At 65.5% G+C, this 24,300-nt stretch carries 18 protein-coding genes and 1 tRNA gene; 5 read left to right on the top strand and 14 right to left on the bottom strand.

The features are described from left to right. Positions 1 to 8: 8 nt before the first annotated feature. The 4 genes from gspF to AC1MLZ_RS00640 form a co-directional block, all read right to left on the bottom strand. A complete protein-coding gene (gene gspF / locus AC1MLZ_RS00655; RefSeq protein ID WP_480959976.1) occupies positions 9 to 1,235 on the bottom strand; it encodes a type II secretion system inner membrane protein GspF in 1,227 nt (408 codons plus the stop codon). 116 nt (positions 1,236 to 1,351) lie between these two features. Further along, the gene (locus tag AC1MLZ_RS00650) at positions 1,352 to 2,872 is read right to left on the bottom strand and encodes a GspE/PulE family protein (protein ID WP_480959975.1); all 1,521 of its coding nucleotides are present in this window, start codon (positions 2,870 to 2,872) and stop codon (positions 1,352 to 1,354) included. Positions 2,873 to 3,006: 134 nt separating this feature from the next. Next, positions 3,007 to 5,220: a type II secretion system secretin GspD gene (gene gspD, locus AC1MLZ_RS00645; protein WP_480959974.1), complete on the bottom strand. Its 2,214-nt coding sequence runs from the start codon at positions 5,218 to 5,220 to the stop codon at positions 3,007 to 3,009. Next, on the bottom strand, positions 5,217 to 5,990 hold the full coding sequence (locus tag AC1MLZ_RS00640) for a type II secretion system protein N (protein ID WP_480961426.1): 774 nt from the start codon (positions 5,988 to 5,990) through the stop codon (positions 5,217 to 5,219). Before AC1MLZ_RS00640 ends, gspD begins: the two co-directional genes overlap by 4 nt. Before the next feature lie 180 nt (positions 5,991 to 6,170). On the opposite strand from AC1MLZ_RS00640, the gene AC1MLZ_RS00635 reads away from it, so the two are divergent. Beyond that, on the top strand, positions 6,171 to 6,827 hold the full coding sequence (locus tag AC1MLZ_RS00635; RefSeq protein WP_480961425.1) for a prolyl hydroxylase family protein: 657 nt from the start codon (positions 6,171 to 6,173) through the stop codon (positions 6,825 to 6,827). 163 nt (positions 6,828 to 6,990) lie between these two features. Here the strand turns inward: AC1MLZ_RS00635 and AC1MLZ_RS00630 are convergent, their stop codons facing one another. Beyond that, on the bottom strand, positions 6,991 to 9,696 hold the full coding sequence (locus tag AC1MLZ_RS00630) for a TonB-dependent receptor domain-containing protein (RefSeq protein ID WP_480959973.1): 2,706 nt from the start codon (positions 9,694 to 9,696) through the stop codon (positions 6,991 to 6,993). Positions 9,697 to 9,783: 87 nt separating this feature from the next. After that, positions 9,784 to 11,382 carry a hypothetical protein gene (locus tag AC1MLZ_RS00625; RefSeq protein ID WP_480959972.1) on the bottom strand — a complete coding sequence of 533 codons (1,599 nt, stop codon included), beginning with the start codon at positions 11,380 to 11,382 and terminating at the stop codon, positions 9,784 to 9,786. Positions 11,383 to 11,679: 297 nt separating this feature from the next. Between AC1MLZ_RS00625 and AC1MLZ_RS00620 the strand changes: the two genes are divergently transcribed. Next, positions 11,680 to 12,015 (top strand): DUF6481 family protein, encoded by a 336-nt coding sequence (locus tag AC1MLZ_RS00620; protein WP_056058003.1) that lies wholly within the window; start codon positions 11,680 to 11,682, stop codon positions 12,013 to 12,015. A gap of 290 nt (positions 12,016 to 12,305) precedes the next feature. Here AC1MLZ_RS00620 and AC1MLZ_RS00615 read toward each other — a convergent pair whose 3' ends face one another. From AC1MLZ_RS00615 to lon, 7 genes are all read right to left on the bottom strand, one after another. Then, positions 12,306 to 13,769, bottom strand: coding sequence for an efflux transporter outer membrane subunit (locus AC1MLZ_RS00615; protein ID WP_480959971.1), 1,464 nt, complete (start codon positions 13,767 to 13,769; stop codon positions 12,306 to 12,308). After that, on the bottom strand, positions 13,769 to 15,400 hold the full coding sequence (locus AC1MLZ_RS00610) for a DHA2 family efflux MFS transporter permease subunit (protein WP_480959970.1): 1,632 nt from the start codon (positions 15,398 to 15,400) through the stop codon (positions 13,769 to 13,771). The genes AC1MLZ_RS00615 and AC1MLZ_RS00610 overlap by 1 nt, the downstream gene beginning before the upstream one ends. 1 nt (position 15,401) lies before the next feature. Then, a complete protein-coding gene (locus AC1MLZ_RS00605) occupies positions 15,402 to 16,565 on the bottom strand; it encodes an HlyD family secretion protein (RefSeq protein ID WP_480959969.1) in 1,164 nt (387 codons plus the stop codon). After that, on the bottom strand, positions 16,562 to 17,197 hold the full coding sequence (locus AC1MLZ_RS00600; protein WP_480959968.1) for a CerR family C-terminal domain-containing protein: 636 nt from the start codon (positions 17,195 to 17,197) through the stop codon (positions 16,562 to 16,564). The genes AC1MLZ_RS00605 and AC1MLZ_RS00600 overlap by 4 nt, the downstream gene beginning before the upstream one ends. A gap of 283 nt (positions 17,198 to 17,480) precedes the next feature. Continuing rightward, positions 17,481 to 17,555 (bottom strand) — tRNA-Val (locus tag AC1MLZ_RS00595). 67 nt (positions 17,556 to 17,622) lie between these two features. Beyond that, positions 17,623 to 17,895, bottom strand: coding sequence for an HU family DNA-binding protein (locus tag AC1MLZ_RS00590; RefSeq protein WP_056048186.1), 273 nt, complete (start codon positions 17,893 to 17,895; stop codon positions 17,623 to 17,625). Positions 17,896 to 18,022: 127 nt separating this feature from the next. Further along, positions 18,023 to 20,416 carry an endopeptidase La gene (lon, locus tag AC1MLZ_RS00585; RefSeq protein WP_480959967.1) on the bottom strand — a complete coding sequence of 798 codons (2,394 nt, stop codon included), beginning with the start codon at positions 20,414 to 20,416 and terminating at the stop codon, positions 18,023 to 18,025. 262 nt (positions 20,417 to 20,678) lie between these two features. Here lon and AC1MLZ_RS00580 point away from each other — a divergent pair, with 262 nt between their 5' ends. The 3 genes from AC1MLZ_RS00580 to AC1MLZ_RS00570 all read left to right on the top strand — a co-directional run bounded on the left by AC1MLZ_RS00580 (position 20,679) and on the right by AC1MLZ_RS00570 (position 23,097). Beyond that, positions 20,679 to 22,403, top strand: coding sequence for a M1 family metallopeptidase (locus tag AC1MLZ_RS00580; protein ID WP_480959966.1), 1,725 nt, complete (start codon positions 20,679 to 20,681; stop codon positions 22,401 to 22,403). A 113-nt stretch (positions 22,404 to 22,516) separates the two neighbouring features. Next, a complete protein-coding gene (locus AC1MLZ_RS00575; protein WP_480959965.1) occupies positions 22,517 to 22,714 on the top strand; it encodes a hypothetical protein in 198 nt (65 codons plus the stop codon). Continuing rightward, a complete protein-coding gene (locus tag AC1MLZ_RS00570; RefSeq protein WP_480959964.1) occupies positions 22,711 to 23,097 on the top strand; it encodes a c-type cytochrome in 387 nt (128 codons plus the stop codon). The genes AC1MLZ_RS00575 and AC1MLZ_RS00570 overlap by 4 nt, the downstream gene beginning before the upstream one ends. A 2-nt stretch (positions 23,098 to 23,099) precedes the next feature. On the opposite strand, the gene AC1MLZ_RS00565 is transcribed toward AC1MLZ_RS00570, so the two are convergent. After that, positions 23,100 to 24,239 (bottom strand): calcium:cation antiporter, encoded by a 1,140-nt coding sequence (locus AC1MLZ_RS00565; protein ID WP_480959963.1) that lies wholly within the window; start codon positions 24,237 to 24,239, stop codon positions 23,100 to 23,102. Positions 24,240 to 24,300 lie beyond the last annotated feature (61 nt).

The raw sequence follows: 24,300 nt of genomic DNA, 5'->3' as shown, positions 1-24,300 counted from the left end.
GTACAACCTCATTGTCCGGCCAGCGTGTTGAGCTGGAGGATCGGGAGCAGGATGGATAGCACGATCGTCGCGACGATGCCGCCCATCACGACGATGATCAGCGGTTCGAGCAACGACAATGCGGTGGCGGTGAAACGGTCGAACTCGCGTTCGAGATAGTCGGCGGCGCGCTCGAGCATCTCGTCCAGGCGACCGGCGGCTTCTCCGCTCGCTGCGAGATAGGTCAGCAGCGGGGGGAAGACGCCGGCGCGACGCATCGCGGCGGAGAGGCTGCCACCGCCTCGGATGGCATCGACGATCTGATCCGAGGCCTGGCGGAGGCGACGGTTGTGGATCGTGCTGGCGGTGAGGTTGAGGCCGTCGAGCAGGGGGAGGCGGCTGGCCACCATCGTCCCGAGCGTTCGCGCCATCCGGGCCGCGTGGAGGTCTCGGATGAGGCGGCCGAGCATCGGAATGCGGAGCAGCCAGCTGTCGAAGGCGAGCCGGAAGGTCGGCTCCTTGAGCGCTCGCCACAAAAGAAGGTTAGACAGGGTTAGGCCAAGAACGATCACCCACCAATAGCCGACGAGGAAGGCGGAGAATGCCATCACCATGCGCGTAAGTAACGGTAATTGCTGGCCAACTGTGTCGAATTGCTCGACCACCTGGGGCACGACGAACATCATCAGAGCGGTTACGACGCCGAGCGCGACGAGCGCGAGGATCGACGGGTAGGCGAGTGCGGTGATGAGCTTGCCGCGGATTTCGGCCTGGCGTTCGAGCAGCGCGGCGAGGCGGTCGAGGATGGTCGGCAGCGAGCCTGAGCTTTCGCCCGCCGAGACCATTGCGCGGTAGAGTGGTGGGAAACTTTTCGGTTCACGCGCCATCGCGTCGGCTAGGCGGCGGCCTTCGACGACGCCGGCGTGGACGTGCTGGACGATCGTGCGGACGCTGTCCTGCTCGGTCTGGCGCGTGATCGTGCGGAGGGATTCTTCCAGTGGCGAGACGCGGTTCAAGGTCGCGAGCTGGCGGGTGAAGAGGGTGAGGTTCTTGCCCGACATCTTGGGCGTGCCGAGCTGGAGGCCGAAAAGGGGGCGGCCCTTGGTTGCCTGCGGGGGCGCGCCGGGGGTGATCTTCACGACGTAGAATTTGCGTGCGTCGAGGGTGGCGCGCGCGACGTCTATGTCGAGCGCCGCGACGTGGCCGCGGCGTTCGGCGCCTTTCGTGTCGATTGCGATGTAATCGAAGTCAGCCACCGCGCACCTCGTCGCCCCGGACAGGTTCCGGGGTCCACGGTCCCGCGTATTCGATGGCTTCGGGAAGCGCGGTACCGTGGATGCCGGAACAAGCCCGGCATGACGGGCGCGCGGCGTTACGCATCGGTCACCTCAGGCACGACTTCGGTCGTGTCGCGGCGGGATACTCGGACGGCTTCTTCGGCGGTGGTCTGGCCTGACAGGACTAGCTCGCGGGCGGACTGGGCCAAGTTCAGCGACTTCGCGAAAGCGTGCGCGGTGATCTCCGATTCGTGGCCGTCGGTGTTGATCAGGCGGCGGATGGTGTCGTCGATGCGGACCGCTTCGAAGACGCCGATGCGGCCCTTGTAGCCGGTCTGATTGCAGTCCTCGCAGCCTTGCGCGACGTAGACGATCGCGTCGGGCGCGATGCCTAGCAGCGGCGCTACCGTGTCCGAGGCGGGGACGGCCTTGCGGCACGTCGGGCACAGCCGGCGGACGAGGCGTTGCGCGATCACGGCACGCAAGGTCGAGGCGAGCAGGAAACTCTCGACCTTCATGTCGCGCATGCGGGTGATCGCGCCGATCGCGTCGTTGGTGTGGACCGTCGACAACACGAGGTGGCCAGTAAGCGACGCCTGCACCGCGATCTCGGCAGTCTCGCGGTCGCGGATTTCGCCGACCATCACTACGTCGGGGTCCTGGCGGAGGATCGCGCGCAAGCCCGCCGCGAAGGTGAGGCCGACCTTCGGGTTGACCTGCGTCTGGCCGACGCCGTCGACCGCGTACTCGACCGGGTCCTCTACGGTGAGGATGTTGCGGCTGCCGTCGTTGAGCAGGCGGAGCGCCGCGTAGAGCGAGGTGGTCTTGCCCGAGCCGGTCGGCCCGGTGACGAGGATGATGCCGTTGGGTTCGCTGAGCGCTTCGTTCAGCAGCGCGAACAGCGCGGGCGGCAGGCCGAGCGCTTCGAGATCGATCCCGGCGTTTTCCTTGTCGAGGATACGCAGCACGACCCGCTCGCCGGCGCGGCTCGGTAGTGTGGACACGCGGACGTCGAGCAGCTTGCCGCCGAGCGTCAGCCCCATGCGACCATCCTGCGGCACGCGGCGCTCGGCGATGTCGAGACGCGCCATCACCTTGATGCGGCTGACGACGACCGGCGCGACGTTGGGCGGCATGCGCAGCGTTTCTCGGAGGACGCCGTCGATCCGCATCCGGACGACGAGGCCGGTCTCGTACGGTTCGATGTGGATGTCCGACACGCCATTGCGTGCGGCGTCGGCGATGATGCCGTTGATGAGGCGGATTGCGGGCGCGTCGTCGGCGGTGTCGAGCAGATCCTCCGCCGTCGGCATGTCGCCGGCGAGCAGATCGAGTTCGTCGCCCATGCCCACCGCGGCGAGCGCGTTGGCCTGGCCGTCCATCGCGTAGACGTTCGACAGGAGACGGTCGAAGGCGATCTGCTCGACGAAGGTCACGTCGAAAGGGCGGGCGAGGTAGCGGCGGAGTTCGAGCAGGACTTTCGGGTCCGCGCCGGCGCGCATCGCGATCGTGAGATGGGAATCGGTGTCGGTGTGGTCGATGACGACGCCGAATTTTCGGGCGAAGGCGTAGGGGATCGTGATCTGGGGGAGGTCTGCCTCACTCCCCTCCCGCATGCGGGAGGGGTTGGGGGAGGGCTCGCGCTCTCCTTCAACGATACCGATCGAGGAGGTCGGGCGCCCACCCCCGGCCCCTCCCGCTTGCGGGAGGGGGGAAGGAAGAGCGTCGATCTCGTGGCCTTCGCGGATAATCATTTCTTGGGCCGGACGACCATCGTCGAGGTGCGGACGGGTACCGCGATGCGGGGGTCTTCGATGCTGCCGGGGATCGGGCCGCTGGGGATCGGTGGTGCGGCGCCCATGTAGTCGCGGACGAGCTGGTCGATCGAGGGCTCGGCGCCCGGCTCCTGAAGCCCCTGTTGCAGGCGGACATAGCCATAGCGCTGCTCGGTCAGCTTGCGGCTGTCTTCCGCGGTGCGCAGGATCGTCGGGCGGATGAAGATCATCAGGTTGGTCTTCGCGCGCTGTTTCGCCTTCGACGTGAACAAATGGCCGAGCACGGGCAGGTCGCCGAGCAGCGGGATCTTCTCGATCGTGCGGCGCTCATTGTCGTCGAGCAGACCGCTGATGACCGCGATCTGGCCGTCGTCGACGGTGCGGACGGTCTCGACCTCGCGCTTGTTGAGGATGAGGTCGCTGTTGTCGCTCGACACCGGCCCGGCGATCGAGCTGACTTCGAGGCGGAGGTTGAGCTTAACCGTGCCCGACGAGTTTACCTGAGGACGGACGGTCAGTTCGATGCCGACGTTCTGACGCTGCGTGGTGCGGAACGCGTTGTCGAAATTGGTGCTGAGCGCCTGCCCCGTGGTGATCGGGATCTCCTGTCCGACGAGGCTGTGCGCCTCCTGGTTGTCGAGCGTGACGAGGTGCGGGACCTGGAGCAGGTTCGACGTCGTGTCGCTCTTCACCGCGTTGATGATCGCGCCGAAGAAGGTGCTGCCGATCCTGCCGCCGAACCCGCCAAAGCCGCCGGTGGCCGCGAGGATCGAGGCGATTGCAGACTGCTGAAGCGTGTCCGCCGCAGGGCTGGTGGTGTTGGTGGTCGTCGTGCTTCCGTCGGTGTTGGTGGTCGTCGTGCTCGACGTGTTGAGTTGTGTCGCGCCGATCGCGCCCGCGATCTGCAGGATGTTGGGCGCGGAGTTCGAGAAGGTCGATGCGCCGAACGCACCGCCGCTCGGATCGCCGACGATGAACTGCGCGCCGAGCGTGCGCGCGGTCGAATCAGAAACCTCGGCGACGATCGCCTCGACCAACACCTGTTCGCGACGTGTGTCGAGCTGGCGGACGACGTCGTTCAACTGGCGCTGGATCTCGGCGGGGGCGGCGATGACGATCGCGTTGGCACCGGCGAAGCGCGTAACTACTGCGGCGGTCTTGCCGCCGGCTGCGGTGATCGCGGCCTGTCCTGATCCGCCGCCGCCGCCGCTCGGCGACGGTCCGGATTGCGGAACCTGCGGTTGCGAAAAATTCGACTGGCCGCCCGACGCGCCGTTGGTGCTGCTCGATCCGAAGTTCGAGCGCGACAACGCCGTCTGCACAGGCTGCGTTGGAGTCTGGCCAACGAGTTCCTGCAAAACCGGCAGCAATTGCTCGGCATCGGCGTTCTCGAGGAACACGACCTTGATCTCGGTACCGTTGCGTGCCTTCTGGTCGAGGTCGGCAGCAACCTGCGCGAGACGGGCGACGGTGGTCGGATCGCCGCGCAAGGCGACAGCGTTCGAGCCCTCGACCGCGACGACTGATGCGCTCGGGCCGGAGCCACCGCCCTGCCCGCCTTGCCCGCCGCCGGTGCCCGCGCCGATCAGGCCCTGGAGCGCGGTGGCGATCTCCTTCGCGCTGGCGTTCTTGAGCGCGACGACCCGCGTGGAGGAGGTGTCGGTGTCAATCCGGCGAAGAACTTCGCGAATGCGACGGATGTTGTCGGCGAAATCGACCACGACGAGGCTGTTGCCGCCGCGGTTCGCGCTGACCGAGCCCTGCGCGCTGACCAGCGGGCGAACCGTCTCGACCGCGGATTGCGCGTCGATCGCGCGAAGACGGATGATCTCGGTGACGTAACTGTTGCGCGCGGCGCCCGCGACGCCGATCCGGCTCGGCTGCGACGCGGCGTTGTCGAGCGGCTGAACACGGAATGCTCCGTTCGAGGTCGGCACCGCGATGAGGCCGTTGGCGCGCAGGGTCGAAAGGAATATCTCGAAATATTCGGAGCGCGACAGCGGGCGATCGGTGACCACCGTCACCTTGCCGGCGACGCGGTTGTCGATGATGAACGTGCGCCCGGTGACCTTGGCGGCATCGGCGATGAAGGCGCGGATGTCGGCATCGCGGACGTTGAGCGTGGTCTGCGCGTGGACGCCGGCGGCCAGCGCGAGGGCAACGACGGGGCCGAGAAACAGTTTTTTCATTTGGGTGGCGCGATCGTGATGGCGAGCGGCAGGGTATCCTGGCCGCGTTCTACGGTGATGGGGACGTTGCCGCCGCCCGCGAAATCCTTGGCGATACGGTCCAGATCGCCGGGACCGGAGACGGGGCGCCCGCCGATCGAGGTGACGACGTCGCCGTCCTTCAGCCCTGCGGAACGGAACGCGTTGCCCGAGCCTTGCGACCGGACGGTGAGCCCGCTGATGCGGCCGCCGTCGATACGGGGAATGAAGCCGATCTCGTTCCGCAACTGAGCGATCGGGACGCCGACGACCGGTGCCGTTGCGCCAGCCGGCGCGGCACCGGGAACGACCGGCGTTACCGATCCCGACTGATCGAGGAACAGGTCTTCGTCGGCGCCGCCGCGGTCGATCGTGACATGATCGAACGCGACCGCCTTGAGACGCACGCCGGGCTGGATCTCGTCGCCGACCGCGACGCTCTGCTGGACGCCATCGGGGCCGGCGATGATCGCGGAGCTCCGACCCATCGCCTCGTCGATACGGGTGCCGAACAGCGTCAACTGGAGCGACGTGACGGTAGCCGGTGCTCCCGCTGCGCCACCAAGGCGAAAGAACGGATCGAATCCGCGCAGGATATCGGCAGGCGAACCTACCACTATCGGCGCGGCGGGGCGCCAATCGCCCAGCGGCGTGATCGGCGTCGCGATCGTCCATGCCAGCCGCGCGCACTGCGCCGCCAGCCCGGCCAGCAGCGCGAGTTCGACCACAGTATAGACATTCACGACCGGCATACGCCGCAAGATACGGCGCGCCCTCGCGTCCAGCTTCAATCGCATCCGCGACCCACCCCATTTTCCCGCTTCCCAGCGCGTAGGCATGCCATGTTACAATTCCGCGTCAATGGCTTGCGGGTCGATAGTTCGCGTTCGAGCGGGGTGGCGCACGACGACATCGGTTGGCAGAAGGCGGGGATGTCCGAGCATCCCACATCCAGCGGCTCCGGCCTGCCTCCCGAAGCCGTCATCGCGCGGCTGTCCGTGCCGGGCGTACAGCGTGTGCCGAGCGCGAAGCTCGACCTGTTCGTGCGGCGCGACTTTCTGCCGCCGGACCTTTGCGCCACGCTGATCGAACAGATCGATTCGGTGCGGCGGCCCTCGACGATCTCCGATTCGAACGGCGATGCGAGCTATCGGACAAGCGAGACGGGCGACCTTTCTGCGCAGGATCCGGCGGTGATCGAGGTCGAGCGCCGGATCGCTGCGCTGACCGGGCTCGACGCGCGCCACGGCGAGCCGTTGCAGGGGCAACGCTATGCGATCGGGCAGGAGTTCAAGGGACACACCGATTATTTCGAGCCCAACGGCGTCGATTACCAGCGCTATTGCGGGATCGCGGGCAACCGGACGTGGACCGTGATGATCTACCTCAACCAGCCCGAGGCTGGCGGCGCGACGCGGTTCAAGGCGATCGACAAGATCATCCAGGCGGAGACGGGCAAGCTGCTGGCGTGGAACAACCGGCGCGCAGACGGCAACCTCAACCCCGCGACGCTGCATCACGGGATGAAAGTGCGCGCGGGGGTCAAATATGTGATCACGAAATGGTTTCGGGAGAAGGAATGGGGGTAAGCCGCCCCTGCTCGATCCTCCCCCGCCAGGGGGAGGTGGCTGGCACTTCGCCAGACGGAGGGGGCGGCAGGTGATAACCTCTGCGTCGTGTCCTCCCCCTCCGTCGCCTTCAGCGCCACCTCCCCCTGGCGGGAGAGGATTTCGGATAGGGTGACGGAGGACGTCAGAACTGGACGCTTGCGCCCAGCATGAATACCCGGCCCAGCTTGTAGCGGTTGATGTCAACCTGCGCGCCGTTCGCGAAGGACTGGTACTCGCGGTACCCTGTCCCCGTCAGGTTGCGGCCTTCGAACTTCACTTCGATCTGCTTGCCGTCGAAATTAATCCCCTGGCGTGCAACCACGTCGAAGCGGATACCTGGCTTCTCGATCAGGTCAGGCAAGCGAATGCCGCTGCCGCCGCCTACCGGTCCGCGGTTCGTCACGCGGTTGCTGGCGTAGTTGAACAACATCGTCAGCTGCGACAGGCTTTCCTTGTCCTCGATCCCGAGCTGAAGGTTCACGAGGTGATCGGACTGCCCGACCAGCGGTGCGCCATCCTGGAACAGCACATTGGAGGGCAGAAGCTGAACCTGCGTGCCCGACTGGATCGGGCTCGCGATCAGCGAGTTGTCGGCTTTGATCGCCGAATGCGTGTAGGTATAGTTCGCGATCAGCACGAGGCGCCGCGTCGCCAGCCAGTCGGCGTCGAGCCCGTCGAGGTTCACGTATTTCTGGAACTCGCTCTCGCCGCCATACAGCTTGGCCTGTGGTGCGTTGGCGAAACCGGTCTGCAGACGGTCACCGCCCGGGAAGAAGGCGACGGCCTCGATCGGGTTCTCGATCCGCTTGTAGAAGCCCGCCAGGCTGAACTTCTGGTCACGCGCGAAATACCATTCGTAGCGCGCCTCGGCATTATACAGCTGCGAATCCTGCAGGAACGCGTTGCCGATGAACAGGCGATCGGAGTCGAAATCCTGGTACAGCTGCGGCGCGAGTTCGCGGAACTGCGGACGGGCCAGCGTCTTCGAGAAATGCAGACGCGCCTGCATGTCGGGCGCGAAATTATAGGTGACGGTCACCGCCGGCAGGAAGTAATCGTTGCTCAGGCGCGTGCTGCCGCGGTTCGCCGATGCGGTCACGCTCTCCTTCGCGGTCTCGTAGCGGACGCCGACGGTCGCGCGCAGTCCGTCGAGGATCTCGCCCTCGAGCTGACCGTAGACGCCGTGCACCTTGAGCGAGGCATCGTACATTGCCGCGCCCTGATCCGACGAGGTGTTGCGCAGGTAGATGCCGTTGGTCTGGACGATATAGTCGGACAGCAGATAATCGGGACGCAGCTGCGCCACGGCGGGCGACAACGCGGCGTTGTTCGCGCCGGCATATTGGAAGGTATAGCGGCTCGAATCACGCGTCGTGTCGTTATACGCATAGCCCGCGGACAGCGCGAACGGCCGGTCGAACGGCACGTTCCACGTCAGGCTCGCCTGCCCCGACCAGAGCTGCTCGTTCAATTCGCTGAACGCAACCGACGCGCTCTGGAATCCGACGAGGCTATTGACGTAATCCTTGGCGGCCGTGTCGTATTGATAGGTGAACTGGCGCTCGTACGGCGAATTACGCTGGGTCTTGGCGTAGCTGCCGCGGGTATCGAACGCGAAATTGCCGAACTTGAATTCACCCGTCAGCTGCGTGTCGATCAGTTCGCGTTCGAACCAGCTGGTGTTCTGCGTGATAAACGCCGGCACGTCATAGGGGGACGGAATGCCGATATTGGTGGTATTTCCCGCGCTCAGCCGGCTCTGCTTCACGGTGTCGTGGATGTAGAGATTGGTCCAGCGGATCTTGTTCTCGCCAAACTCCGCACCAAAGCCGAGCAGGCCGTTCACGACCGCCCGGTTGTCGGTCAGCACCGTCTGGAAATCGGTCAGCAGGCCGCCATCGATATCGTCGGTCGATTGCTGGTGATTGTCACGCGTGCGCCACGTGTTGCTGATGCCCGCCGCCGCGATCACGCCGACCCGGGTGCTGCCGATATCGGTCGACGTGCCGAAGCTCGCCTCGCCCGACCAGTTGGCCGGAAGCTGGTTGTTGCGCTGGAGCAGAGTGGTTTCGGCGTTGGACATCGACGTGAGGTCGACCGACGTCGGCGACGTGCCGGCCTGGCCAGCCTGCTTGATGAAGCCGGGCACCTTGCGCTCGCCGCTGTCGAAACCAGACCAGTCGTTCTTGCCGCCGTCATAGACATAGCCGAGTTCGCTGGTCGTCACGGTATCCGCACCGAGCGACCCGCCGATCTGGAAGAAACTCTTTTCCGGGACGGCCTTGGTCGTCAGATTGATGACGCCGCCGCCGAATTCACCGGGATAGTTCACCGAATAGCTCTTCTGGACCAGTGCCGAGGCGATGACGTTGGTCGGGAAGATATCGAGCGGGACGACGCGGCGCAGCGGTTCGGGCGACGGCAGCGGCGATCCGTTGAGGAGCGACGACGAATAGCGATCGCCGAGACCGCGGACATAGACGAAGCCGTTGCCGACCACCGACAGGCCCGTGACGCGCTGAAGCGCGCCGGCGATGTCGCCCTCACCGGTCCGCGCGATATCCGCGCTAGACAGCACGCTGACGACTTCGGCAGTCGCGCGTACCACGTTGGGGACGTTGCGGCCGATGACAACGATGTCTTCGCCGCCCGAATTGCCGCCGGGGGTCGAGACGTCGACCTGCTCCTGCTCCTGCGCAGCCTCGGCCGCCGGACTGTTCCTCGCCTCGATAGGCGTTCCGGCCTGAGGCGAAACGACGCTGCCTGCCGGAGCGGATTGCGCCAGCGCATGGGCCGGCACGAGTGTCGTCGTCGCAAGAAGGACGGAGACGAGAACGGATGACTTCATGGCTGCCCCGGCAACAAGAGGAATTCGATTCAATGCGAAGGGGCGCGGAGGGCCCCCGCCCCCCGCGCCGTCTTCATGTCAGCTGGCTCAGCTGGCCGGAAGCGCCGTGCAGGCGCTGCTGGTCGTGCCGAAGTTCGCGCGGTTCGAATTGCACGTCCAACCGCGGTACCAGGTGTCGGTCGAGCCGTTGACCGCGCCGACATAGCTGGTGGCGACCAGGAAGGCGGAGCCCGACGGGTTGAGCGTCGACGCGTTGAACGCCGGCGTGGTCGAAGCGATGCCCGCTGGCAGGAACGTACCGGTCAGGGCCGAACCGACAGCCGCCGCATCGGTGTTGTTGGTGCCGGCGCGGAACAGCGCCTGCTGCTCGGCGGTCGTCACCGTGATGCCGTTGACTGTCGTTTCAGCGTACGGCGTGGTGCAGCTGAACACGACCGAGTTGAACACCGGCGGGCCGTTGTCCTGCAGATCGGCATTGGCCGGACGGATCGTCGTCTTGCCGCCAGCGTCGGCACCGGCGATGACGTTCAGGCAGGCGCCGCTCGGGTTGCTGACGATGCCGTTGACGAACACGGCGTCCGCACCGCCGCGCAGGCGGATCGCCGCGTTGGTCGCGGTCGAGGTCTGGACGAAGGTGAAGTTCGCCAGGTTGTAGCGCTGGCGGGGCAGCGCGTCCTCGTTGTTGTTCGAGTCGATCTCGGTCGAATAATTGTCGCCGGTGGTATTGCTCGGCTTCTGGATCGCCAGAACGAACTGGATAAAGCCCTGCCAGCCAACATCGGTATCCAGGCCGTCGTCATCCGCGCCGGTGATCGCCAGATAGCGCAGGTTGCTGCGCCCGCCGAAGATCTCGATGCCATCGTCCGAGCTGTTGTGGATCTGGATGTGATCCAGGACCGTAGCCGAACCGGTGCCGCCGAGCGTCAGGCCCTGAAGCTCATTGTTGGGGCTGATGACGGTACCCGAATAGCGGATCTGGACGTAGCGGATGGTACCGCTGTTGTCCGTCGGGGTCGCGCCGCCGTAGAGCGCCGTGCTCGTACCCTCGACAACATTCTCACACGCTGCCGACCCGCCGCCGACGGTGGTGTTGCAGTTCGAGATCGGCGCGCGGCCGGCCAGGATGATGCCGCCCCACAGGCCCTGCGATTCGTCGTTCACGCCACCGGTCAGGTTGGCCTGTGCGGTGAAGATGATCGGCTGCGTTTCGGTGCCTTCCGCGATCAGCCGCGAGCCGCGGTTGACGACCATGAAGTCGTTATCCGAGTTGGTCGTGTTCGCGTAGATCAGCGAGCCGGCTGCGATCGTCAGCGTCGTGGGGGTACCGCCCAACGCAGTACCCGCACCACCGACGTCGACACCGACATCGACGCGGCCATTGATCTCATAGGCGACGCCCGAAACCCGTGGCAGGCTGAGCGCCGTGGTGATCGACGACGGCAGACGGCATGAGCGATAGGCGCCGAGGATGCCGACGTCGGTGGTGCCGGTCGGGCACGACGCAGCGGGCGTACCCGGCGTCGGGGTCGGCGTAGGCGAAGGCGTTGGGCTGGGCGTCGGCGTGCCCGGCACGACGATCACGCCCTCGCCTGGCGAACCGACGCTGTCGGCACCGTCGCAAGCGGACAGCGCAAGGCAGGCGGTGCCGGCCAGCAAGACAAGACTCGTGCGCTTGAAGATAGTCATTCGAGAGACTCCCGGTCGGATCGTTGATCTGATGGATCGACTCAGGCTCCCCCCTGCCGACCTCGATTAGCCGACTATGCGGGATGCGTGACGCCTCGATGCGATTTCGGTGACGGTTGCATGACTTATGTGTGACGTATCGATGACACCGCAAATGTCCTGCGCCTTGAAAAGGGCGTGCGCGAACACATCTCTTCCGATCCGGCGCGCGATGATTTAAGGGCGCAGCCAGCGTCACTGCCCACGCATTCCTGCGTGCGGGCGGCCAGACCGATATTACAGGATTATTCTACGACAATGGCCTCTTTCAAGGACCCCAGCTTCCAGGACCGTACGAGCAGCGCAGCCGCCGCCAAGCAGAAGGCGCTGGAAGCCCTGCGCGCCAAGCCACCGATCGACGAAGCCGTCGTTGCCGAGCGTCTCGCCGCGCGCGAAGCCAAGGAACTCGCCGAGCGCGAGAAGCGTGCGGCCAAGCGTGCTGCCGAGGACGAGGCCAAGGCTGCCAAGAAGGCCGAGGCCGAGGCTGCTGCCGCGAAGAAGCGCGAGGCCGAGGCCAAGGTTGAGCTGACCGACGCCGAGAAGAAGGCGATTCGTGACGCGAAGTATGCGGCGCGGAAGAACAAGAAGAAGTGATTTTGGGGCGGTCGGTGGCCGCCCTTCTAGCTGCTGAAACCTTCAGACCTCTGAGCTGACCACCACCCCGGCGAAGGCCGGGGTCTAATTGGCAAGGTCGTAGGAATGAGGCGCATCCCCATGTTACCGACGTCCCCCAATTGGGCCCCGGCCTTCGCCGGGGTGGTGTATGGGGAACGGGTACAGTTCTCCACTTCCTTGTTCTCCCGCGAAGGCGGGAGCCCAGACTGGGCTTCCGCCTTCGCGGGAGAACAATTAAGCGCGGGTAACAGATGTGTTAGCGCGCGCCCTTACTCCGCCTGTTCCCAGCCACCGCCAAGCGCCTTGAACAACGCCACCGTCAGCTGCCGCAATTGCGCATCGCTCGACACCAGCTGTTCGCGCGCGGCCAACACGTCCGTCTCCGCGTCCAGCAGCGTATTCTGCGCGACGAATCCGGTGCGATACTGCGACTCCGCCGCCTTCGCGCTGCTCCGCGCATCGACCACAGCCCGTTGCAAAGCCGCGTTCCGGCGTCGCTCGGCGGCGATCTGTGCGAGCGGATCCTCGACATCGCGCAACGCCTGCAACACGGTCGAACGATAGCGCAGATACGCCTGCTCGCGGTCCTCCTCACGCGACTTCACGGTCGCCTTGCGCCGACCCCAGTCGAGCAACGGGAACTGCGCGGCACCGCTCGCGGTCAACTGGAGGCTGTCGCCCGAGAACAGGTTGCCGAGCGCGGTGGAGATCAGCTGGCCCATGCCGGTAAGGCTGAACTTCGGATACATGTCCGCCACCGCAACGCCGATATCCGCGGTCGAGGCCGCGAGATCGCGTTCGGCCGCGCGGACATCGGGGCGACGCCGTAATAGCTCCGACGGCAAGCCAGCCGGGATCGCTGGCACGCCGAGCGGCGCGACCGAGGGCGCCGCGAGTTCGGTCATCAGCGTCGCGGGTGGTTCACCAAGCAGAATCGCGAGCGCGTGCATGCGGACATCGACATCGGCGCGGACCGGTTCGGCGCGCGCTTCGGTCGAGGTGATCGAGGCACGCTGTCGCGTCACGTCAATCGGCGGGACGAGGCCCACCTTGGCGATGTTGCCGGCAATGGTCAGAGCACGGCGCTGGTTGGCGATCTCGCCCTCGATCGTCGCGATCTGCGCCTGGTCGAGCCGGAGCGCAAAATAGGCCTGCGCCACCTCGGCGGCGAGCGTCACAGCGGCGTCACGCTTGGACCAGACCGCCGCTTCGGTACGAGCACGCGCCCCTTCGGTGCTGCGCCGGACGCCACCGAACAGGTCGAGCTCCCAGCTCGCGTCGAAGCCGACCGAGTACGTCGTGATCCCGCTGCCAGGCAAAGCGATGCCGCCGGTCGAGCCGGTGCCGCCCGCCCCCGTGCCGCCGCCGAACGCACGCGCGATCGATGAGAGGCCGGCGTTCCTGCTGAACTCGACATGGCTCGGGCTGGCGCTGGCGTTGACGCTCGGCAGGCCTTGCGAGCGCGCGACGATTTCCTGCAACCGAGCCTGCCGCACGCGCGAGGCGGCGATGGCGACGTCGGGATTGCCCTTCAGCGCGCGCTCGACGAGCCCGTCGAGTTGCGGATCGCCGAACGCCGACCACCAGCGCGCCGGATCAACGGTCGCACCTACTGTGGCCTGCGGACCGACGAACGACGGCGGCACCGCCATCTCCGGCGGTGTGTAATTCGGGCCGACGGTGCACCCCGCGAGCAGGGCCGCAACCGCAACCACCATGAACCGCGCACGCATCAATGCATCCCTCCCGAGGGCGCGCCGCCGGTCTTGCCGGAGCGCATGAATAGAACCAGTGGCGCGACGCACAGCACGACCACCATCATCGCGCGGAACACGTCGAGAAACGCGAGCATCGTCGCCTGCCGCTGCATCTGGCTGTAGAGCACCGCGAGCGGCGTGGTGGTCGGATCGCCCTGCCCCGCAAACGCGTCCGCCGCCTTCTGCATCCAGTCGTTGTAGTTCGGATCGAGCGGGTTGAGCGTCTGCGTGAGTTCCGACTGGTGCCGCTGCAGTCCGCCCGCAAGCTGCGTCTGCGCAAAGCAGATGCCGATCGTGCCGCCGAGATTGCGCGAGACGTTGAGCAGGCTCGACGCCTGTGCGGTCTGCGTCTGCTTCAGCCCGACATAGGCGATCGCGTTGATCGGCACGAACAGGAACGGCAGCGCCATCGCCTGGAACAGCCGCGCGAACGCCGCATCGGAGAACGCGATGTCCGCGGTCAGGTGGCTCATGTTCCACAACGCGAACGCCTGCACCAGCAACGCCGGGAACAGGAGGAGGCGCACGTCGATAAGACCGCTCAGCCGCCCGGCGAACGGCACCATGACGAGCGTCGCGAGACCGCCGGCGGTCAGCGCGAGGCCGGCATCCAGCGAGCTGTAACCGAGCACCTGTTGCAGCATCTGCGGGATGAGCTGCGTCGTGCCGAACAGGATCATGCCGGTGACGCCCATGATGCCGATCGTCAGCGCGAAGTTGCGGTTCTTCATCAGCTTCAGGTCGATCACCGGGTCCTTGTGGTTCAGCTCCCAGATGACGAGGCTGACCAGCGACACCGCGGCAATGATGGCCGACATGACGATGAAGCCGCTCGCGAACCAGTCTTCGCGCTCCCCGCGATCGAAGGTGAGTTCGAGGAAGCCGAGCCCCAGCGCGACCAGCGCGACGCCGACGTAATCGATCGTCAGGCCGTTCTTGAACCGCTCGTCACGGTCCTTCTTCACCTGCGGCGGTTCATCGACGAACGTCTCGACCAGGAACCACGCACCGATGCCGACGGGGACGTTGATCAGGAACACCCAGTGCCAGCTCGAATATTCGACGATGTAGCCGCCGAGCGTGGGCCCCAGCACGGGGCCCACGACGACGACGATCGCGAAGGCGGCGAACGCCATCCCGCGTTGCTTGGGCGGGAAGGTATCGGCGAGGATCGACTGTTCGACCGGCGCCAATCCGCCGCCGCCGATGCCTTGCAGCACGCGCGCGACGACCAGTGTACCGATGTTTGGCGCGAGGCCGCAGAGCAGCGACGCGAGCGTGAACAGCGCGATCGAAAGAAGGAAATAGCGCTTCCGGCCGATCGCGTCCGACAGCCAGCCGGAGATCGGGATGACGATCGCGTTGGCGACGAGGTAGCTGGTCAGCACCCAGGTCGCCTGATCGGTGGTGATCGACAGCCCGCCCGAGATGTGATCGAGCGCGACGTTGGCGATCGAGGTGTCGAGCACCTCCATGAAAGTCGGGATCGAGATGATCGCGACGATCAGCCACGGGCTGTACTTGCCCGCCGCCGACCGGCTCGGCGACCAGGTATGGCCGCCGCCCGCGTCGACCTTGGCCCCAGCCTTGGAGGGAGCCTTTGCCACCTCAGCGAACCTTGACCGTCGGCACCACCGACATGCCCGGGCCGATCGGATACCGCTTCGGATCGGGACCGTTCTTCGCGTCGAACACGATCCGCACCGGAACGCGCTGGACGACCTTCACATAGTTGCCGGTGGCGTTTTGTGGAGGCAGCAGCGCGAACGCCTGGCCGGCACCGCGCTGGATCGAGTCGACATGCCCCTTGAAGTCGACGCCGGGATAGGCGTCGACATGGATGTCGACGGGCTGGCCGATCTTCATCAGCGTGAGCTGCGTTTCCTTGAAATTGGCCGTCACCCACATCGTGTCGGGAACGATCGCCATCAACTGCGTACCGGGCGCGACATAGGAACCGACATTGACCGAGCGGTTGACGACCTGCCCTGCGACCGGCGCGGTCAGGCGGAGATCGCCGATCGTGACGTTCGCCTGCTCGACCTGCGCGCGGCGGGCGTCGATCACCGACTTCGCCGCGCCGACCTGCTTGCGGGCGACGCTGATCTGGGCGGTCGCGGTGTCGATCTGCTCGCGGGCGGCGGCGGCATCGGCGGCGGTCTGTCGGGCGGTGGCTCGCGCCTGATCGAGCTGCTGCCCGGCGACTGCGCTCGGATCGAGCCGAAGCAGCGCCTCGTAGCGTGCGAGATCTTGCTGTGCCTTGACCGCGGCCGCCATCGGCACGCGCGCCTGGGCCGCGGCCTGCTGGCGCTGGGCCTCGGCGGCGGTGACCTGCGCTTGCGCCTGGGCGAACTGCGCGCGCGCCTGCGACTCGTTCGCCTGCGCCTCGGCAACCTGCGCATCGCGGCCGGATGCCTTGATGACGGCGAGCAGGCGCCCCGCCTCGACGTGGCGATTGTCGATGTCGGCGACCTGCACCAGGGTACCCGCGACCTGTGGCGCAAGACGGACGATATGCGTGTCGACGAACGCGTCGTCCGTGGACTCGAACTGGCGCGCGTGGAGCCAGTAGAGCACGCCGCCGATGATCAGCCCGCCGACGACGATGACGAGGATGATCCAGAACAGCGGTTTCTTGAACACCGACGGCTTCTTGTCGTCGTCGGACTCGTCCTGCTGCTCGGTATCGGACTGTTGGTCCTCGCCGGTCGGATCGCCCTTGCGATCCTCGTCGTCATGGTCGGTGTCGGAATGGTTCGTCTGGTCGGTCATGCCTGGCCCTGTTCTTCAGCACGCATCGAATCGAGAATGGCGTCGATATTGGCGTCGATCCGCGCCTTGATATCGTGAATGTCGTCGGCCCCGAGCGCATCGCGCCCGAGCAGTTTGAGGAAGGTGGCGCGGCTCGATCGCAGCGCGAGTACCTGACCCATCAACGTGATCGTCGTGATCCGAGCGACGCGCGCGCTGGTACAGCCGGTCGCGGTGGCGACGAGATGAGCAAGCGTCTCGATCATCTGCCCCATCACACCGCCATAGATCCGCTCGAACCCCGCACCAGGTTTCATCTGCTCGCGCAGGATGAACAGCGTCCAGTCGGCGTTCTCGTCGCTCGCCATCTTATCCGCGAGCCGCGCGAATATCCGGTGGATACGGGTGCGTGCTGCGGCGGCGTCCTCGACGACCCCGACGGGTACGTCGAACGGCTCGATCATCATCGCGGACATGCGCTCGGCGATCCGATCCGCCGCGGCGAGGTACAGCCCGTCCTTACCGCCGTAATGATAGGTGATCGACGACATCGCCGTGCCCGCCGCCGCCGCGATCGCGCGCGTGCTTGCCCCCTCCAGCCCCTTGCTGCCGAATTCGCTGATCGCGATGTCTAGGAGTCGGGACTGGACCACGCGGGGCGTTTAGTTCGATCGAACGAACCAGCCTAATGAAGAAGATGTCATGTTGCGCGGACTACTGATCTTCGCCGCACGCCGCGCCAGGAAAACCACCCCGTCATCCTGACGAAAGTCAGGATCCAGTGCCAAGGAGGATTGCGCTTGATTACCCTGGATCCTGACTTTCGTCAGGATGACGGAATTTTTGGGGACGAAGCCTGCCGTAAGATCACGCTACACCGGCCGACGCCAGAAACAGCAACGCCGGCCCCTTCGTGCGAAGAAACCGGCGTAAATCTGGTGGGCGCGGCTGGGATTGAACCAGCGACCCCACCCGTGTGAAGGGTGTGCTCTACCACTGAGCTACGCGCCCGAAACTCGTTCGGAAGCGGGCCTTTAGGCAGGCCGCGCCTGCCTGTCCAGCCCTATCGACCCCGGTCCTAGTTGACCGCGTCCTTCAGGCCCTTGCCGGCCTTGAACTTCGGCTGGGTCGACGCCTTGATCGTCATCGGTTCACCGGTACGGGGATTGCGGCCGGTCGACGCCTTGCGCTTCGAGATCGAGAACGTGCCGAAGCCGACCAGGCGAACCTCGTCGCCCTTCTTGAGCGAGGCCTCGATCGCGTCGAACACCGCCTCGACAGCCTTGACCGCGTCGGCCTTCACGAGCCCGGACGTGTCGGCAACCGTCGCGATCAGTTCCTGCTTGTTCATATAGTCCCCCGGAATGTCTCAATTCGGCCGCGAATGAATCACGGTCGCAGTCAGCGCGCAATAATGCGGCGGCCCCGTCTGCTGTCAAACGAAACCGCCGCGTCATCGCTTACAATCCAAACATGGATCAGTGGTGAAGGCCACCCCCGACCGGTGCGATCGGTGCCGGCGGCAAGGCCGCCAGTTCGTCGGCATCGGTCCACTCGATCGCTTCGAGCGGTTCTGTCAACGCCAGGCGAAGCACCTCGTCGACATGCTTGACGGGAATGATCTTGAGCCCCGCCTTGATGTTCGCCGGTATCTCCACGAGGTCCTTTTCGTTCTCGGCCGGGATCAGCACCGTCTCGATACCGCCGCGAAGAGCAGCCAGCAGCTTCTCCTTGAGGCCACCGATCGGCAGCACGCGACCACGCAGCGTGACCTCGCCGGTCATCGCCACTTCGCGCCGCACGGGGATACCCGTCATCGTCGAGACGATCGACGTCACGATCCCGACGCCCGCCGAAGGACCGTCCTTGGGCGTCGCACCCTCGGGAAGATGGATGTGGATGTCCTTGCGGTTGAACAGCGACGGCTTGATGCCGTAGCTGGGCGCGCGAGCCTTCACATAGCTGAACGCGGTCTCGATCGACTCCTTCATCACGTCGCCGAGCGTACCCGTGAGCTTGGCAGCACCCTTGCCGGACACCGTGACGCTCTCGATCGTCAGCAGCTCGCCACCGACTTCGGTCCAGGCCAGACCCGTCACCGCACCGATCTGATGCTCGGTCTCGCTGAGCCCGTGGCGATACTTTTGCACACCGGCATACTCGCCGATGTTCTCGGGCGTGATCGTGACGCTGGTGGTCTTGTTCTCAAGGATCTGGCGCAGCGCCTTGCGGCACAGCTTGGCGATCTCGCGCTCCAGCGTACGCACGCCGGCCTCACGCGTGTACTGTTGGATGAGCGTACGAAGCCCCTCCTGCGTCAGCGTGAACTCACCCGGCTTCAGGCCATGCGCCTCGATCTGCTTCTCGACCAGATGGCGTTCGGCGATCTCGACCTTCTCGTCCTCGGTATAGCCCTCCAGACGGATGATCTCCATGCGATCGAGCAGCGCCTGCGGCAGGTTCAGCGTGTTGGCCGTGCAGACGAACATCACGTCCGAAAGGTCGATATCGACCTCCAGATAATGATCCTGGAACTTGCCGTTCTGCTCAGGGTCAAGGACCTCCAGCAACGCCGACGCAGGATCACCACGGAAATCCTGACCGAGCTTGTCGATCTCGTCGAGCAGGAACAGCGGGTTCGAGGTGCCGGCCTTTTTCAGGTTCGTCACGATCTTGCCCGGCAACGAGCCGATATACGTCCGACGATGGCCGCGAATCTCGGCTTCGTCACGCACGCCGCCGAGCGACTGACGGATGAACTCGCGTCCGGTTGCCTTGGCGATCGACTTGCCGAGCGAGGTCTTGCCGACGCCGGGAGGGCCGACGAGGCACAAGATCGGCCCCTTCAGCTTGTTGGTGCGAGCCTGCACCGCGAGATACTCGACGATCCGGTCCTTGACCTTCTCGAGCGCGTAATGATCCTCGTCCAGCGTCACCTGCGCGGCGGCGATGTCCTTCTTGATCTTCGACTTCTTGCCCCATGGCAGGCCGAGCAGCACGTCGAGATAGTTGCGCACGACGGTCGCCTCGGCGCTCATCGGTGCCATCGTCTTCAGCTTCTTCAGCTCGCCCGTCGCCTTCGAACGCGCTTCCTTGCTCATCTTGAGCGTTGCGATCTTCTGCGTCAGCTCGGCGATCTCGTCGCCTTCGCCCTCGCCGTCCTCGTTGCCGAGTTCGCGCTGGATCGCCTTCAACTGCTCGTTGAGGTAATATTCGCGCTGCGTCTTTTCCATCTGGCGCTTGACGCGGCTCTTGATCTTCTTCTCGACCTGCAGGACGCCCAGCTCGCCCTCCATCGCGACCATCGCCATTTCGAGGCGCTTGGACGGGTTGGTCTCGACCAGCATCGCCTGCTTCTCGGCGACCTTGATCGCGATGTTGGCGACGACCGCGTCGGACAGCTTCGACGCGTCCTCGATCTCCGACATCTGGACCGCGGTCTCGGAGGCGAGCTTGCGGTTGAGCTTGGCGTAATTCTCGAACTGGTCGACCACCGAGCGCATCAGCGCAGTAACCTCGGCGCCTTCGACTTCGGCATCGGAAACTGGTTCTACGGTAGCGGTCAGGAAGTCGCCGCTCTCGTCCAGCGTCTCCAGCGTCGCGCGCTGCTTGCCTTCGACGAGCACGCGGACGGTGCCATCGGGGAGCTTCAACAGTTGCAAGACGGTCGCGGTGACGCCCATCGAATACAGGGCGTCGCGCGAGGGATCGTCCTCGGCCGGGTCGACCTGCGCGACGAGATAGATCTCCTTGTCCGCCGCCATCGCCGCTTCGAGCGCGGCAACGGATTTATCGCGGCCGACGAACAGCGGCACGATCATGTGCGGGAACACGACGATGTCGCGAAGAGGAAGGACGGGGTACTGGGTCATGAACGCTCCGGTGGGTGCCTGCATGGGGGGCAATCTCTTACCCTATATGGTGAGGATGAACCGTCCATCAATTGGTTGGTGGTGGATCGGTATGTGGAAGGGTCGGATCGGCCGCGCTCACCTCCGTCACCCCGGACGTGTTCCGGGGTCCACCGTTCCGCGAACTCACGTCTATCGAGTGTGCGGAACGGTGGATGCCGGGACGAGCCCGGCATGACGGAGGGGCTTGTATCGCTCCGACCTCCGCGCGAGAACGCCGCCCATGATCTCGCGCCTCCTCCTCGCCGCCAGCGCCACCGCGCTTCTCGCCGCCGCCCCGCTTCCAAAGAAGGGCGAGCCCGCAATTACCGCTCAGACGCAGCGCTCCGGCGGGGTGCTGACGCCGGAGCAGACCGCGCTCCGCTTCGACAGCGCCGATCTCGCAATCGAGGTCCTGCCCGACACGGAGAGCCTGAACGGGGTGGCCACCTTGGTCTTCACCGCGAAGGCGCCACTCACCCGCCTGCCGATCGACCTCGACCGTAATCTGCCGGTCACCGCGATCGCGATCGACGGCGTTGCGCTCGCGCCCTCGGCGTGGAGCAATCCCGAGGGACGGCTCACGATCACGCTACCCAAGCCCGTCGCAGCAGGCGGCAAGGTCACCGCGAAGATCACCTATGGCGGCACGCCACACGTCGCGGTGAAGGCGCCGTGGGACGACGGGATGGTCTGGTCGAAGACGCCCGATGGCCGAACCTGGTTCGCGACCACTGCGGAGGGCTATGGCTGCGACCTGTTCTGGCCGTGCCTCGATTTCCCGACCGGCGAGCCAGCGCTGGTCACGCTGCACATCACCGTGCCGAAGGGGCTGAAGGCGCCTTCGAACGGCGTGCTGCTCGGCGTCGATACGCTGGCGGATGGCCGAACGACGTGGAACTGGCGCGCCAAGCATCCCAACACCTATGGCATCGCGCTCAACGTCGGGCCGTACGAGGAGATCAGCGGCGCGTACAAGAGCCGCTTCGGCAACAGCATTCCGATGCATTACTGGTATCTGCCGGGCGAAAAGGCGCAGGCGGAGAAGCTCTTTGCCGAATTCGCGCCGACGCTCGATTTCTTCGAGAGCATGATCGGCCCCTATCCGTTCGGCGACGAGAAGCTCGGCGTGGTCGAGACGCCGCACAAGGGCATGGAGCACCAGACGATCAACGCGTACGGCAACGACTATGCCAAGGCGCCGGAAGGGTTCGACTGGCTGTTCCAGCACGAGTTCGCGCATGAGTGGTTCGGCAACCAGCTGACCGCCGCCAATTGGGACGATTACTGGCTGCACGAGGGCTATGGTACGTACATGCAGCCGCTCTACGGCCAATGGCGCGAGGGGCGTGCGCGCTATGCGGCGATGATGCAGGGTGAGCGGACCTCGATCATGAACCTGAAGCCGATCACGCAGCAGCGCGTCACCACCGAAGAGGAGGTGTACGAGCTCGACAAGGGCGGCGCCGGGCAGGACATTTATTACAAAGGCTCCTGGATGCTCCACACGCTGCGTGGGTTGATCGGCGACAAGGCGTTCTTCGACGTCACGCGGCTGGCGGTGTATGGGCGCGCGGATCCGAAGCCAGGAAATTTTACGCCTCGGTTTGGGTCGACGATGGAGTATGAGGCGCTCGTCCGGCAGGTGACGGGGAAGGATTATAAATGGTTCTTCGACGTGTATCTTCGTCAGGCGGCTCTGCCCGAACTGGTCGAGACGCGGACGGGGAATACGCTGTCGCTGGCGTGGAAAGTGCCGGGTAGTGGCCCCTTCCCGCTGCCGGTTCAGGTGCAGATCGATGGTAAGACGCGGACTTTGCCGATGACCGGGGGGAAGGCGAGCGTGTCCGTCCCGGCCGGCGCGCATGTCGTGATCGACCCCGATGCGCTGGTCCTGCGGCGTAGTGTCGCGCTGGAAGACGTGGCGGCCTGGAAAGCCGCGCAAGCTGCGAAGGTGAAAGCGCAATGACCTCTCCGCCGTTCCCCCGCGAACGCGGAGACCCAGGGTCTCAAGAGACGACGCCTGAGGCTCCTGGCCCCCTGCGTTCGCAGGGGAACGTCTGGGGATCGCGCGCGGCGGAGATGGCGGCGATCTTTGCGGTCGGGGACGGCCTGATCGGCCTGCTTCAGCCGCGTCGACACGTCGATCTCTGGAAGGACGACGCGCTTGGTACGGAGAAGCTGGTGAAACCGTTCGTCGACCGCCCCGGCCGCAGACGCCTTTATGCGGTCGTGCAGATCGCCGCCGGCCTAGCCTTGGCGGCACGCCAGAGACGATGAAGGCCGCGGGCTGGCTCCTGCTGACGCTGGCACTCGCCGGGTGCGGTTCGGGTCCGGACACCGGCGCGACCGACCAGATCGCGCGGGGCGAGCGCGTGTTCCGACGCTGCACCGCGTGCCACACGATCGGGCAATATGGGGGCGATACGGATGGTCCCAATCTCTACGGCGTGATGGGCAACCCGATTGGCGAGCGCCGCCCGCGCTTCTCGTACACCGCCGGACTGAAGGCGCTCGGCGGCAAATGGGACGCCAAGCGGATGGACGTCTGGCTCACCAACCCGCGGCGGATGGTGCCCGGCACGACGATGGCGTTCGCAGGCCTCCCCGACCCGAAGGACCGCGCCGACGTCATCGAATACCTGTCGACGCAAGGTCCCTGAGCTTAGGGCACCACCGTCGTGAACAGATAGGCCGCGAAGATCACGAGGTGGACGACGCCCTGCAACACCGTCGTCCGCCCGGTACCGAGCGACAGCGTCGCGACGAACAGCGACAGCGCGAGCAGCGTCATGCTCTTCGCATCGATGCCGAGCGCGATCGGCAGGTCGAGCACGAGCGACACGATCGCAACGCTCGGGATCGTCAGACCGATCGTCGCGAGTGCGGAGCCGAGCGCGAGGTTGAGGCTGGTCTGCAACCGGTTGCGGCGTGCGGACTTGTAGGCGGCCAGGCTTTCCGGCGCGAGCACCAACGCGGCGATAATTACGCCGACCACGGTCAGCGGCAGCCCGGCGCCGATGACTGCGGCTTCGATCGTCGGCGACAGCGTCTTGGCGAGCAACACCACCGAGACGAGTGCCACCAGCAACGCCGCGAAGGCGATCCCGGTCGCGCGCCCTGATGGCGGGGCGGCGTGATCGTCCTTGTCGTCGGTCGAGGGCAGGAAATAATCGCGGTGGCGGACCGTCTGGACCAGGACGAACGTGCCGTAGAGGACCAGCGACACGATCGCGACGAACATCAACTGCGACGATGCGTAGGTCGGTCCCGCCGTCGACGAGGTGTAGTTCGGCAGGATCAGCGACAGCACCGCCATTGCTGCGAGCACGCCAAGCGCCGCAGTCATGCCCTTCAACGTGAACCGCTGCTCGTGATGCCGGACCGCGCCCGCCAGCAGGCAGATGCCGATAATGAAGTTGAGGATGATCATGATCGCCGCGAACACCGTGTCGCGCGCGAGCGTGGTCGCGTCGCCCGCATCGGCCAGCATCAGCGAAACGATCAGCGACACCTCAATCACCGTAACGGCAATCGCGAGGACGAGCGTGCCGAACGGCTCGCCGACCTTGTGCGCGATGACCTCGGCGTGATGCACCGCTGCAAGCACGCTGCCTATCAGGACGATTACGGCGGCGGCGGTGCCGAGCGCCCCCATCTTTGCAAGGCCGACAAGCACGGCGATGAGGCCTAGTCCCGGTGCGATCAGCGTCCAGATTGGCAGCGCCAAGCGGTCCGGCATCGTCTCCGCCCCATGTTCATTCGGCACGTGTTTATTCGGTCGGTCGGCGACTTCGATCGTCATGCATGTTCCCGCTTGCTACTTGGACAACGAATGCGCGAGGGCCGATAAGGGTCCGGGTCGA

It is taken from the genome of Sphingomonas sp. PEI4 (assembly GCF_056679955.1).
The sequence above is the reverse complement of the archived record's forward strand: the minus strand, read 5'-3'. Positions and strand labels throughout refer to the sequence as shown.